Origin of the sequence: Rhizobium sp. ARZ01 (assembly GCF_014851675.1) — a bacterium.
Taxonomy (GTDB): domain Bacteria; phylum Pseudomonadota; class Alphaproteobacteria; order Rhizobiales; family Rhizobiaceae; genus Mycoplana.
This window is the reverse complement of record NZ_JACVAE010000001.1, coordinates 2,550,277-2,563,028: the sequence shown is the minus strand read 5'-3', so window position 1 is coordinate 2,563,028 and position 12,752 is coordinate 2,550,277. Positions and strand designations below refer to the sequence as shown.

The 12,752-nt window shown below is 60.7% G+C and carries 10 protein-coding genes; 6 read left to right on the top strand and 4 right to left on the bottom strand.

The genetic code is table 11. From position 1 onward, the window contains the following. Positions 1–23: 23 nt before the first annotated feature. On the bottom strand, positions 24–863 hold the full coding sequence (locus IB238_RS12205) for a fumarylacetoacetate hydrolase family protein (protein WP_192246559.1): 840 nt from the start codon (positions 861–863) through the stop codon (positions 24–26). A 122-nt stretch (positions 864–985) separates the two neighbouring features. Here IB238_RS12205 and IB238_RS12200 point away from each other — a divergent pair, with 122 nt between their 5' ends. Then, the gene (locus tag IB238_RS12200; RefSeq protein WP_192246558.1) at positions 986–1,678 is read left to right on the top strand and encodes an FCD domain-containing protein; all 693 of its coding nucleotides are present in this window, start codon (positions 986–988) and stop codon (positions 1,676–1,678) included. 133 nt (positions 1,679–1,811) lie between these two features. On the opposite strand, the gene IB238_RS12195 is transcribed toward IB238_RS12200, so the two are convergent. Next, positions 1,812–3,266: an efflux transporter outer membrane subunit gene (locus IB238_RS12195; RefSeq protein WP_192246557.1), complete on the bottom strand. Its 1,455-nt coding sequence runs from the start codon at positions 3,264–3,266 to the stop codon at positions 1,812–1,814. Positions 3,267–4,012: 746 nt separating this feature from the next. On the opposite strand from IB238_RS12195, the gene IB238_RS12190 reads away from it, so the two are divergent. The 3 genes from IB238_RS12190 to IB238_RS12180 all read left to right on the top strand — a co-directional run bounded on the left by IB238_RS12190 (position 4,013) and on the right by IB238_RS12180 (position 6,853). Beyond that, entirely contained in the window at positions 4,013–4,231 is a 219-nt protein-coding gene (locus IB238_RS12190) for a hypothetical protein (protein WP_192246556.1), read from the top strand. A gap of 126 nt (positions 4,232–4,357) precedes the next feature. Next, positions 4,358–5,209 (top strand): SDR family NAD(P)-dependent oxidoreductase, encoded by an 852-nt coding sequence (locus IB238_RS12185; RefSeq protein WP_192246555.1) that lies wholly within the window; start codon positions 4,358–4,360, stop codon positions 5,207–5,209. 87 nt (positions 5,210–5,296) lie between these two features. Continuing rightward, a complete protein-coding gene (locus IB238_RS12180) occupies positions 5,297–6,853 on the top strand; it encodes a VOC family protein (RefSeq protein ID WP_192246553.1) in 1,557 nt (518 codons plus the stop codon). A gap of 135 nt (positions 6,854–6,988) precedes the next feature. Here IB238_RS12180 and IB238_RS12175 read toward each other — a convergent pair whose 3' ends face one another. Then, a complete protein-coding gene (locus tag IB238_RS12175) occupies positions 6,989–7,546 on the bottom strand; it encodes an NADPH-dependent FMN reductase (protein ID WP_192246551.1) in 558 nt (185 codons plus the stop codon). 330 nt (positions 7,547–7,876) lie between these two features. On the opposite strand from IB238_RS12175, the gene IB238_RS25050 reads away from it, so the two are divergent. After that, positions 7,877–8,932 carry a glycosyltransferase family 29 protein gene (locus IB238_RS25050; RefSeq protein WP_192246549.1) on the top strand — a complete coding sequence of 352 codons (1,056 nt, stop codon included), beginning with the start codon at positions 7,877–7,879 and terminating at the stop codon, positions 8,930–8,932. Between the two features lie 104 nt (positions 8,933–9,036). Here IB238_RS25050 and IB238_RS12165 read toward each other — a convergent pair whose 3' ends face one another. Beyond that, positions 9,037–9,996, bottom strand: coding sequence for a ring-cleaving dioxygenase (locus IB238_RS12165; protein WP_192246547.1), 960 nt, complete (start codon positions 9,994–9,996; stop codon positions 9,037–9,039). Positions 9,997–10,287: 291 nt separating this feature from the next. Between IB238_RS12165 and IB238_RS12160 the strand changes: the two genes are divergently transcribed. Next, the gene (locus tag IB238_RS12160) at positions 10,288–12,603 is read left to right on the top strand and encodes a methyl-accepting chemotaxis protein (protein ID WP_192246545.1); all 2,316 of its coding nucleotides are present in this window, start codon (positions 10,288–10,290) and stop codon (positions 12,601–12,603) included. Positions 12,604–12,752: the final 149 nt, after the last annotated feature.

Sequence of the window (12,752 nt, the reverse complement as noted above, 5' to 3'; positions counted from 1 at the left end):
CTGTGCGGGGCTGTTATGTGCCTTTAACCCTGCGCAACCACCTGCCGCTGCATGCCGAGGCCGGCAATGCAGACTTCCATGCGATCGCCTGCTTTCAGGTAGCGCGGTGGCTTCATGCCCATGCCGACACCGGGCGGGGTGCCGGTGGTGATGACGTCGCCCGGTTCCAGGATCATGAATTGCGAGATGTAGTGTACCAGGAAGGGAATCTTGTAGACCATGGTGGCGGATGAGCCGTTCTGTACCAGTTCACCATTGACACTGAGCTTCATGGTGAGATCGCTCGTATCCACCTCGTCCTTGGTGACCAGCCAGGGACCGATCGGCCCGAAGGTGGGGCAACCCTTGCCCTTCATCCACTGGCCGCTGCGCTCGATCTGGTAGGCTCGCTCTGAGATGTCGTTGCAGATGCAGTATCCGGCGACATAGTCGAGCGCGTCGGCTTCGGAGACGTAGGAGGCGCGATCGCCGATGACGACGGCGAGTTCGACTTCCCAGTCGGTCTTTTCCGAGCCGCGTGGAATGAGGATCGTGTCATCGGGCCCGACAACGCAGGAAGGGGCTTTGTTGAACAGGACCGGTTCGGGCGGAACTGCCATGCCACTTTCGACAGCATGATCCGCATAGTTGAGACCGACGGCGATGAAATTGCCGACGCGCCCGACACACGCCCCGAGCCGCTCTCCTGCGGGCGCGAGCGGAAGTGAGCCGGGGTCGATGGCCTGCAGCCGTTTCATGCTTTCGCGTCCGAGTACTTCGCCGGTGATATCCGAGACGATGCCGGAAAGATCACGGAGCTTTCCATCTGCATCGATCAGGCCCGGTCTTTCTGATCCCGGCTTTCCAAAGCGAACGAGTTTCATAGGCAATACCTCCCACAGCTTCCGCCGTGCCCGGCGGCGTTCTGACGAATTCTGTTGCATGTCAACTTCCATGAGCCATAGTTGGTGTCAACGATTTTCGAAAATCTATCGAGTTTGGCAAAATGAAAGACATGAACGTCACGGCCAAACAGGCAGGCAGGACCTTGGCTGGCGGCGCCTATGAGCGGATATTGGCCGAGATCCAGGCTGGCCGGTTCCAGCCCGGTGGGCGGTTGCGCTTTGCCGAATTGCAGGCGCTTTGCGATATGAGCGTGACCCCGGTGCGCGAGGCCTTGGCGCGACTGACGGCGGAAGGCTTCACTGTTCTCGATGACCATCGCGGCTACAGCGTTGCCCGACTATCGCTTACAGAACTGCGCGATATCATTGCCAACCGGGTGCTTTGTGAAGGGGAGGCGTTGCGGCTGTCGATCGCCAGGGGGGATGCGGAGTGGGAAGCGCGGGTGGTTGCCGCCCATCACCTGATGGCGCGTGTGCCTCAGGGGCGGGACGACATGCCTTCAGTGATCCGCGAGGACTGGAATGTGCGGCACGCGGCCTTCCACCAGGCTCTGATCTCGGCCTGTGGCTCGCCAATCCTCTTGGAGATCTGCGCCAGGCTCTTTGGCCATGCGGATCGCTACCGCCGGATGTCTGTGAGCCTCACAGGACAGCAACGTGACGCCGGGGCGGAGCATAGACTAATCATGGAGCGGGCGCTGGCGCGGGATGCTATGAGGGCCGTGCAGGCACTGCAGGCGCATTACCAGAAGACTGCAGATGCGCTGGAAACATTCTACGACGCACTCGCATGAAACCAGCATAGACCAGGCCCCGATTCTGGAAGCATCACGCGTTCCTGATTTCGCAACGCTCCGGAAAAGCAATCCCCCTGAAGGCGCCCGGCCTTCAGGGGGATGAATACGTCTTCCGGCGTCGGAGAACGCGCTATTTCGTGGCCTCGGCCGAGGCGACACGTGTCGGTGCAGGCGTCGGCACCGGCGTTTCGATTGAGGAACCTCCGCCGATTGCTGCGTTGAGCGCAACGTAATCCGATGCCAATGTGCGGATGGCTGCCGCCAGCGTGAGCCGGCTGTTGGCGACGTTGCGCTCGGCATCGAGAACGTCGAGGATCGTGCTTGCGCCGCCCTTGTAGCTTTCGCGTGCGAGCGAGAGCGCCTCCTCGTTGGATGCCACCAGCCTGCGCAATGCAGCAACGGTCTGGTAGTCGCGAATGAGGGCAGCCTGCGCGGATTCAACTTCCTCAACGGCATTCAGCACCGTCTGTTTCCAGGCAAGATACTGCTGTTTCGCCTGTGAATCGGCGACATCGACCTGTGCCCTTAGTGCGCCGCCGTTGAATATTGGCAGCACCAGAGTCGGGCCGAAAGTCCAACTGGTAAGGTTGCCGCTGATTGCGCTGATGGTGCGCGCTGCGCCAATCGTTCCATCGAGTGTCAGGCTCGGATAGAGTTGCGACTCGGCGACACCGATCTGGGCGGTGGCCGCAGCCAGGGTTCGTTCGGCGCGGCGAATATCGGGCCGGTTGCGGATGAGATCGGCTGGAATACCGGTCTTGGCCGCATAGCGCGGCATCGGTTGTCCGCTGCCCTTCAGCAAGCTGGGCGTGATCGTGCCGGCCGGAACGCCAAGCAGGGTAGCCATGCTGTTTGCCGACTGGTAGAAGCCGATTTCAAGCGGCGGTAACTCCGCGAGCGTCTGGTTGACGAGGCCCTCGGCCTGAACGACATCGAGGCTCGAGGCGGCACCGGCCGCGCGAATATCCTCCGTCAGTTTCAGCGTCTCGCGCCGCGAAGCCAGGTTCAAGCGGTTCAGCGCCAGCGCTTCCTGGAAGAAGCGGGCACTAATATAGGTGGTCGTCAGGTTGGACAGATAGGCAAGTCGCGCCACATTGACGTCGTCATAGGAGGCGTCAAGCGAGGCGTTGGCCGATTCCCGGGCGCGGGCGTATTGTCCAAACAGGTCCAGAAGCCAAGAGGCGCCGAGACCGGCATTGAGGTTCTTGGACTGCTCGTGGCTTGTCCCGTTTTGCCGCTTCAATAGCGTGCCGTCCGTGCCCTGGACGGTTGCTGCCCCGTTGGCGCTGATCAGCGGCCAGGCGCCGGCGCCGGCGAGGACGACGTTCGCCTGGGCCTCCGTAATGCGCTCCAGTGCCGTGAGAACGTCGAGGTTCTCGTTCATGCCCTGGGCCACGAAAGCAGTCAGGCGCTTGTCGCGGAAGTCCTCCCACCACGGATCGAGGGTCGTGTTGCCCACCGATTTGGCGGCCGATTCGGTAAACTTTGCCGGCAATGCGGCCTCAGGGGCCTTGTAGTCGGGCCCAACGACGCATCCCGACAGAAGCAGCATCGTCAGGGGTAAAAAGGATTTTGCAATCTTCATGGTCTTCCCCGAGCCCCCGAAACAGGCGGCTCAATCTTCTTGAGTCCAGAAAGCAGTCCGCGCATTTTCCCCTCTTATGGTTAACGCACAAACAACATCGCAAGGGCAGAGCGGACTGTGCCCAGAATCATCCCGATCACAATAACTACACAAAAAGCGTTGCCAATCGGTTTTTATCCTCGGGCGGTGCGGAATCTAGATCAATTCACAGTGCCTGTTGCCTTTTGGTCCCGGTTGACGGGGCGTTGGTACGCCTTTGGAATGATCAATCGGTGCTCCGAATACGTCTTTTGCGCGAGAAATTGATGGCGACAGAAAGGCGAAATCGCCCATGTTTGGGGCGAATGTTCGTTTTTTGTGATGCGCAAGCTCATTTCTCGAATATGCTGCATGTGCGAACTATTTTCTCTAGAATGATTAGTCGTACGAATGCGGCGCAAAAATTTCCCAAAAATGCGCCGCGCACGTTGACAAGTCGCCACGATCCACTTATTTCATCGACCATGCGTAAGGGCCCTCGCAAAAAAAACTAAGGGCTTGTCTCCATCGCTATCATTGCGTGTGGACCAACCAAGGGAGTGTGACATGCACCACAATGCCGACATCGCCTCCGCTGGTGATGTGTTCTCCTGTCGCGGAACGAAACAAGAGAAAATGCCTCCGGCCTCAAGCCGAATGTAACCTTCTCCAATTCGATTAAAACGCAAGTTTGACAATGGCCGTGCTCCCGCATGGCAGGAGTTACTATGGAAAAGCAAGTTATTGAGATCGGCGGCGAAGCCGTCGGCGTTGTTGTTCCCGACCAGGATCGGCTGAAGTTCGTTGCCGTGAAGTATCACGTTTGGGATCTGGATTCGAAGCGGTTCAATTCGGCCGACGAAGTTCGGGCGGCGATCCGCAAGCTGATGAGTGACCCATCCGCTGCGGGCCCACGCGCTACCGTGCGTGACCTGACCGCAGCCTGATTGCTCTTTCGCGAGGCGCCGGTGTAGACATCGCCGGCGCCTCCGCTACATCCATTCGATCATGGTACGGCTGCAAGCCGGAAGGGCGGCTCCCCGCAACCACAACGACATCGAATGGACCCTGTCATGACACTCACTGCCTTCTCCCGCTCGAATGTTGCCGTCATCACCGGAGCTGCCTCCGGGATCGGACTGGCAGCCGCGCAGCATTTTGCCGGTCTCGGCATGCGCGTCGTCCTTGCTGACCTTGGTGGGGAACGCCTCGCGGCAGCATTGGCCGCAGTTTCGACAAGGGCCGCCGGCGGGGCGGCAGACGTGATAGCGGTTGCCACCGATGTTGCCGATGTGAACTCGGTCGAGGCCCTGCATGAGGCAGTGCTCGCGCGCTTCGGCCGCGTGCACGTGCTCATGAACAATGCCGGCATCCAGCCCGGAAGCGCGATAGTGGGGCCTCGGGAGGACTGGGAAAAGGTTCTGGCGGTCAATCTCTGGGGCGTGATCAACGGCAGCCAGGTCTTCGCGCCAGGCATGATCGGCCACGGCGATCCGGCGCTGATCATCAACACCGGTTCGAAACAGGGCATCACCACTCCACCTGGCGACCCGGCCTACAACGTCTCGAAGGCCGGCGTGAAGGTGTTCACGGAGGCGCTGCAGCATGACCTGCGCAGTCGCGAGGGATGCCGCGTCAGCGCGCATCTTCTCATCCCCGGTTTCGTCTTCACGGCATTGACGGCGAATGGTCGGACCGAAAAGCCTGCCGGCGCCTGGACACCCGAGCAGACGATCGCCTTCATGATGAGCAGCCTCGATCGCGGAGATTTCTATATCCTCTGCCCCGATAACGAAGTGCCCCGGACGACAGACGAGAGACGTATCCTCTGGGCAGCCGGCGATATCGTCGACAACCGGCCGCCACTGTCGCGCTGGCACCCGGACTACGGCGCCGCCTTCAAGGTGTTCCTCGACCAGGATTGATGTCGATTGGTGGACAATGAGTTCTCATTCGGCGATCTAGCTCCGACCCTGACTTCCTGATTGGTTGTCGCTCAATGGAGAAAGATCATGACCAGTGGCATTCATCACATCACGGCGATTACCCGGAAGATCCAGGCCAATGTCGACTTCTATGTCGGCTTTCTGGGCCTGCGCCTCGTTAAGCGAACGGCGGGTTTCGAGGATTCCGACCAGCTTCACCTCTTTTATGGAGACGCCACCGGCGCGCCCGGCACGCTTCTCACCTTCCTCGCCTGGGAGGACGGTTCGCCCGGTCGGGTCGGTATAGGCCAGTCGGCCGAGATCGCGCTGTCGATCCGACCCGAAGCGATCGGGTTCTGGCTGACGCGGGCGTTGACCTTCAACATCCAGATGTCAGGACCCGCTCCGGAGTTCGGCGAACCGGTGCTTCGTTTGAAGGACCCGGACGGGATCATCGTCAAGCTTGTCGGCGAGGCTGATCTTGCGGTTGCCAATCCCTGGCCTTCGAAAGGAATTTCCGCGTCCGACGCCATCCAGCGCATCCGTGGCGCGACGATTTTCAGCGATCAGCGACAGGCCACGGCGGATTTCATAGCGCGCCATTTCGGTTTTCGGACCGTCGGAGAAGCGGAAGGCATCCGCCGGCTTGCGAGCGCTGCCGCCGACGTGCTCGACATCCGCGACGCTGGCGGTTTCTGGACCTCGGCGCCGGGAACGGGCACGATTGACCATATCGCGCTGCGCGCGCCGGATCGGACCGCGGTCGAGCAGATCGAGGCTTCGCTGAAGGCCGAGAAGGCGGGCGACACCAACATGCACGATCGCACCTATTTCTATTCGCTCTATGTGCGTGAACCGGGCGGGACATTGCTGGAATATGCGACGGACGCACCGGGCATGCTCGTCGACGAGCCGGCGGAGACGCTGGGGACGAAACTCTTCGTGCCCAAGCATTTCAATGCCGATCCGGATGATGTCCGCGCGCGCCTGCCGCAATTTTCGCTGCCAGGAGAAGAAAGAATGACCGAACGCGACCTGCCATTCGTTCATCGCGTGCACCGGCCGAAGAATGCGGACGGCACGGTGCTCGTGCTGCTGCACGGGACCGGAGGCAACGAGACGAGCCTTCTGCCGCTGGGCGCCCGCGTCGCTCCCAATGCCACGCTGGTCAGCCTGAGGGGGCGGAGCAACGATGAGGGTTATCCGCGCTTCTTCCGGCGCATCACCGCCACGACCTTCGACCAGAAGGAGATCGTCAGCGAGGCAGCGGCGCTTGCTTCCTTCATCGAGGAGGCGAGCATGGCCTACGGGCTCGATCCGGAAAAGACCGTGTTCCTCGGCTACTCCAACGGCGCGAACATGCTCGGTGCCACCATGCTTCTGCATCCGGGTGTCATCCGCAATGCAGTGCTGCTCAGGGCGATGAACGTGCTCGAGGATGTTCCCAAGTCGGACCTTGCGGGCACGAAAGTGCTGATGGTCACAGGTCAGTCCGATCCCTACGGTCCATACGCGGCGGATATCGAGACTTATCTGGCGCGTGCTGGAGCGAGCGTTGAGAACCGGGTCCTGCCTGCCGGGCATGACATCGGCATGGCCGATATGGAACTGGCGCATCAGTTTACGCAGAAGGTCGCGGGGTGAGGGGCGCCCTTTCGATGCGACCTTTGGATGAAGCGCGCACTGTTTGATCTCGCCCGTGCGCGTTGAGGACGGCATAATTACGCACTCAAAGTGCGCTGCAACTGGTGGGCGTCCGCGACGCCCACCAGTATCTCATCACTTCGTTTCCTGCACGAACGACACGAATCCTTCGACAAAACTGCGCAGTCGCTTTTCGGTCGCTTCGTCCACCAGCTTCCCATCTGCGTCGAAGACGGAGCCGGCCTTCGAGACCATCAGCTTGGTGCCGAACCACGGGCGGGTGCCGAGCGTGCGCATGATCGGCAGCCACGCCTCCTGTGACAGCAGCGTGCCGAAATTTCCGGGCGAAGCGCCAGTGATGGCAAAGGGCTTGGCGGAAAAGACGCGCGAGATGTCGGATGCCGGACGGGTCATCCAGTCGAGCGCGTTCTTGAAGACGCCCGGGATTGCGTTGTTGTACTCTGGCGTGAACAGCATCACGCCGTCGGCCGCAGCCACGAGGTCCTTGAGCTTCGCTGCCGCTTCCGGCACGCCGCTCGCCGCTTCCTCGTCGCCGTCGTAGAGCGGGATACCGCGAATCGTCCCTTCGACGATTTCGACGCCGGCTGGCGCCATGGCGATCGCAGCACGCATCAATGCCGTGTTGAATGAGGCCTTGCGCAGACTTCCCGAAATCGCGACCAGTTTCGTCATGGTGGCACTCCTTTCGTCGGCCTGGCTACAGTTTATTTGGATACGCCCGGCCAATTCCAATTGGAACATCAAACGGAAACCCCGACAGGATGGCAATGATCCTGTTGGGGTTTTCCGTGGGTTTGGATGTCGCCTTAAACGCGAACCTGCGTGGACGCGGCGCTATTCCGTCACCTGCGGCTCCAGCCGAGCCTCGATGACCCATGTGATCCGATACGATTTCGGTTCGGTCATGCCGATCCACCGCCTCTCCGATAGCGATTCTTTGTGTTGGCACTTCGCGCAATCCAGACTAGAAGCGGCGAGTGTTTTCGATCTCACGAGGCCCTTGTGACGCGGGACGAATTTTATCAGAAGGTCGCAAAGCTCATCGCTGAAGATGCTGGCGTGTCCGCGGCGATGGTTGAATCCGTAACGGTTGCAAGCATCGAGCGGAGACTTTCGGAAGGTCAATTCCTTGATCTAACCGATGTACTCCCGCAAATGGATCGCGTGGAAATCGACAGGGTGCTTTCTCTGATGGCCTCGGCCGGGGTGCGGTTCTTTGCGGCGATATCCGTGAACTACTCCGATGACGTTCTGCCGGATGGCCTCAACAAGAGCAAGACCGTTGAGCCCCACCAGTGGTGGCTTGCGTTGCTCCGCGAGCACTTTGAAAATCTGACGGTGCTGCAGAGCTACCAGGAAAGCGATGTTTCGGTAGCCAATTTTGGCGTCAGCGGTGCTGCCATGGCACGCATTAAGGGTGTTCGATCTTCTCTGGTTGGCTCGGAGTTGAGGCGGTTGGTCAATCGCGCCATGCTCGCCACCAGAATTGTATCAGCCATGACGGTCAGTCGGGAAAGGCTGTTTCGCGAACTTGAGGGCAAGACCGTCGCGCTGGTTGGCAATGCCAGGTCGCTCGGCTCATCCAGCCACGGGTCACTGATCGACAGCCACGACATTGTCGTTCGCTTCAACCGTGTGCCCATAGTAAGCCGCAGGTCGCATGGCTTCAGGACGGATTGGATTGCAACCGGCATTCCACTCGATCAAAGCCGCCTCGACAATCTTGGGGCAAGTCGCGTGTTATGGATGTCACCTTACCGACGAAAAATGACGGCCGATACAATCTTGCTGAGGGAGTTGTACGTTCATCCAGTGAAAGAAATTCATGTCTTGGCCGAGAATGCACGCGTCGAGCGTCCCACCACCGGCCTAACGGCAATCGAGCTGTTTCGCAGGTCAACTTGCCGCGCGGTGGATCTATACGGGTTTGACTTTTATGCAACCCAGTCGTCATCATCCCATCAGACCATCGAGAATGCTCCTCACACGTTTGATCGCGAGGAAGCGCATGTCCGGCAAATTCTAAGCAAGGATAAACGGTTCTCTCTCGTCCTGTGAGGGGCCGTGCTCCCGGCAACGACCGCCAAACGCTGCTGAGAGTTCGGAGCGGGCAGTTCGTGAGAGACGGCCCGCTCCGGTGCGAGCCGCTTGGCGCATCGATCCTAGTCAATGACCAGCGGCTTCAGTCGGGCCTCGATCTGCGCGCGGCGCGGTTCGAGGAAGGGCGGCAGCGACAGCGTTTCGCCAAGCTTTTCGAGCGGCTCGTCGACGGCAAATCCGGGTCCGTCGGTGGCAAGTTCGAACAACACGCCATTCGGCTCGCGGAAATAGAGCGAGCGGAAGTAGTAGCGCTCGACTTCACCGCTCGAGGGAACACGGAAACCGTGGATCCGCTCCGTCCAGGCATGAAGGGCTTCCACGTCGGGGACGCGGAAGGCGACGTGATGGACGGCGCCTGCTCCCTGATGCGCAGCCTCGAGTCCCGGCTCGACGGCGACGTGCAGTTCCGCCGCTGGTCCGCCGGCGCCCATGGAGAAGACGTGCACCTCGCCCGTGCCGTCAGGTGACGGATACTTCGAGGTCTCGGTCATGTTCATCACCTGCACGAGAATTGTCTCGGTGTTGGTGATATCCGGCACGCTCATCGTGATCGGGCCTAGGCCCTTGATCTGATGCTCGGCCGGAACCGGGCTCTTTGCCCAGGGATGCGACGGGGCGCCTGTGTCATCGACGGTGAGGCGGAAGCGCTGGCCTTCGCCGTCTTCGAAGTCGAGCGTCTGGCGGCCGCCGAGCTCGCGAATCTCGCCGGCATTGACATTTAGTTCCGCAAAGCGGGCCTTCCACCATTTCAGAGTTTCGAGGCTGCCAACGCGAAGCCCGGTGCGGGAAACGCTGTGCGTACCGCGGCGCTCGCGCCCGACCGGCCAGTCGAAGAAGGTCAGGTCCGTGCCGGGCGACGCCAGGCCATCGGCGTAGAACAGATGGTAGGCACTGGTATCATCCTGGTTGACGGTTTTCTTGACCAAACGCAGGCCAAGGGTCTGGGTGTAGAAGCGCAGGTTCTCCGGCGCGTTTGCTGTTATGGCGGTCAGGTGGTGAATGCCGGTCAGTTGCATGGTCATCTGGGTCTCCTGCCTCTGTTAGAAGGACTTTGTCGACCAGAATATTGCGCTCACCGTCGTTCACTTGAAGTCTGCAGGCGGCGAACGGTCAGTTCTTCTTTTTCGAACAATCGTGTCCACTCAACAATAGGCGCCTTCGTACATTTGCGCATTATCTATTCTTCAACGAAAGTCGCACTAGGGTTGCGGGGCGAAATGAGTTCGCGCTCTCCCGCCTTCGGCATGTTCCCCTTCCACCCGGTGAATGCTCCCCGCGCCTGTGATTGCCCGGCCGGGATCAGGAGTCCATTGATGTTTTTGAAGACTGCGACTGCGCGCAACATGTTTGCCATCGTGGCTACAGGCGTTGCCACGACGGTGGCCACTGCTGGTACGCTTTTTTATCTGTCGTTCGAGGAAGTGCGGGCGCGCTCGATCGCGGAGATGACCAACGCGGCCCAGACGAGCGCCGCCAATGTCGAAACCTATTTTGCCAGTGCGAAAGCGCTGAGCCAGAACCTGCGCTCGTCGCTCTACGCGATGAAGGAAGCCGGTGTACCGTCGCGGGAAGGTGCAGACGCGCTGCTGCACAAGCTGATGGTCGACAATCCATTCGCACTCGGTGTCAGCACGGGCTGGGAGCCCAATGCCTTTGACGGCAAGGACGCCGAATATGCCAACAAGCCCGGTCACGATGCGACGGGACGATACATTCCTTATTTCCCGCGTTCGGGTGATGCGATCGCCCACGAGGCGCTGGTCGACTACGACAAGGAGGGCGCTGGCGACTACTATCAGGTTCCCAAGCGGACCGGGAAGGAGCTCCTGGCTGAGCCTTACAGCTACTCGATCAATGGCAAGGACGTGCTGATGTCGTCCTTCATGGTGCCGCTGGCGCTTGACGGCAAGTTCGTCGGTGTTGCCGGGGTCGATCTGGCGCTCAATTCCTTGGCCGCCGACATGGCCAAGCTCAAGCCGCTCGGCGACGGCTTCGTTGCCTTGTTCAGCCAGAATGGGGCGGTTGTCAGCCATCCAGATACGAGCCTGCTCGGCAAGGCGCTGAAGGATTCGGGTCTCGACGTTTCCGCTTGGGAAGCGCTGATGAAAAATCCCGGCGAGGCCTTCGACCTGTCGGACGGGAGCGGGGCGGACAATATTGCGGTTGCCGTTCCGGTCAAGCTGCTGGAGGGAACGACCTGGTACTCGGTGGTCTCCGTCCCGCAAGCGACGCTGTTTGCGCATCTGACCAGCCTGGCAATCACTTCCATCATCATCATTGCCATTGCTGCGGGCCTGTTGGTCGCAATCGGCTGGATGCTGTCGGCGCGGTTCCGCAAGCGTCTGGAAAAGGTGATTTCCGCGACGGGTGAGATTGCCCGCGGCGGAACGAATATCGACCTGTCGGAATCGAGCAGCAAGGACGAGATCGGCGAGATGGCCCGTTCGCTCCAGGTGCTGCACGATGCGAGCGTCGCCAAGCTTCGGCTGGAGGCGGAGGCTGAGGAAAATCGCGCGCTTTCCGATCAGGAGCGCCGGCAGCGTGCCGAGGAAGCAGCTGAACGTGAGCGTCAGACGCAACTCGCCGTCACCGCGCTCGCCAACGGCCTGCAGAAGCTCGCCGATGGCGACATGACCCATCGCATCAATACGGCCTTCAATGGATCGCTGGATCAGATCCGCCACGACTTCAACGCATCGGTCGAAAAACTGCAGGAGGCGCTGCAGTCGGTCGGCACCAATGCGCAGGTGATCCGTGCCGGCACCGAGGAAATCCGCACCGCATCTGACGCTTTGGCAACGCGTACCGAACAACAGGCCGCTTCCGTCGAGGAAACGGCGGCAGCCCTCGAGGAGATCACGACCTCGCTCAAGGACGCGACCAGACGCGCCGAGGATGCCGGACAGCTGGTAGACCGCACACGCGCCGGTGCCGAGCGGTCCGGCGATATCGTTAAGAAAGCTGTTCTTGCGATGAGCAGCATCGAGACCTCCTCGCGCGAGATCTCCAACATCATCGGCGTGATCGACGAGATCGCCTTCCAGACCAACCTGCTTGCGCTCAACGCCGGGGTCGAGGCCGCGCGTGCCGGTGATGCGGGCAAGGGTTTTGCCGTCGTGGCCCAGGAAGTTCGCGAACTGGCACAGCGCTCGGCAAATGCTGCCAAGGAAATCAAGGCGCTGATCACCAAGTCCGGCGAACAGGTCAATACCGGAGTGGCGCTTGTCGGCGAGACGGGCACTGCACTGGAGGAAATCGTCGGACAGGTGCAGGAGATCAACCAGCACGTCGCAGCTATTGTGCGCTCGGCGCGTGAACAGTCGACCGGCCTGAACGAGATCAGTTCCGCGGTAAACAACATCGACCAGGGTACGCAGAAGAATGCGGCGATGGTTGAGGAGCAGACCGCGGCCAGCCACACGCTCGCCTCAGAGGTCTCCTCGCTCAACGCCCTGCTGGCACAGTTCCAGCTGGCAGATGCCATTGGCGGACGTCAGTCCTCGGCGCTGTCCGCTGTCACTTCGGAGCATCGTCCGGTCGTGTCCGCCGCCCGCGCGCTCGGCAAGCGGGTCGCGAGGGCTTTCGGTGGCGGTGCGGCGGCAGCCGAGCAGAGCTGGGAAGAGTTCTGAGCCGGTAGTCCGGATACTGTAAAATTGCGGCCCGCTTCTGCGGGCCGTACCATTTTCGGTCATTTGTCAGCCGCGCGCCTGTTCGGGGCTGCCCGGTTTTTGTGCCCTGCACAATACTACGCGGGCGTATTGCCGCCGAATTGGGCGTT

What these genes read in the sequence shown, in the direction of transcription:
- IB238_RS12205 (WP_192246559.1), bottom strand. Translation starts at nt 863, where the DNA reads ATGAAACTCGTTCGCTTTGGAAAGCCGGGATCAGAAAGACCGGGCCTG.
- IB238_RS12200 (WP_192246558.1), top strand. Translation starts at nt 986, where the DNA reads ATGAAAGACATGAACGTCACGGCCAAACAGGCAGGCAGGACCTTGGCT.
- IB238_RS12195 (WP_192246557.1), bottom strand. Translation starts at nt 3,266, where the DNA reads ATGAAGATTGCAAAATCCTTTTTACCCCTGACGATGCTGCTTCTGTCG.
- IB238_RS12190 (WP_192246556.1), top strand. Translation starts at nt 4,013, where the DNA reads ATGGAAAAGCAAGTTATTGAGATCGGCGGCGAAGCCGTCGGCGTTGTT.
- IB238_RS12185 (WP_192246555.1), top strand. Translation starts at nt 4,358, where the DNA reads ATGACACTCACTGCCTTCTCCCGCTCGAATGTTGCCGTCATCACCGGA.
- IB238_RS12180 (WP_192246553.1), top strand. Translation starts at nt 5,297, where the DNA reads ATGACCAGTGGCATTCATCACATCACGGCGATTACCCGGAAGATCCAG.
- IB238_RS12175 (WP_192246551.1), bottom strand. Translation starts at nt 7,546, where the DNA reads ATGACGAAACTGGTCGCGATTTCGGGAAGTCTGCGCAAGGCCTCATTC.
- IB238_RS12165 (WP_192246547.1), bottom strand. Translation starts at nt 9,996, where the DNA reads ATGACCATGCAACTGACCGGCATTCACCACCTGACCGCCATAACAGCA.
- IB238_RS12160 (WP_192246545.1), top strand. Translation starts at nt 10,288, where the DNA reads ATGTTTTTGAAGACTGCGACTGCGCGCAACATGTTTGCCATCGTGGCT.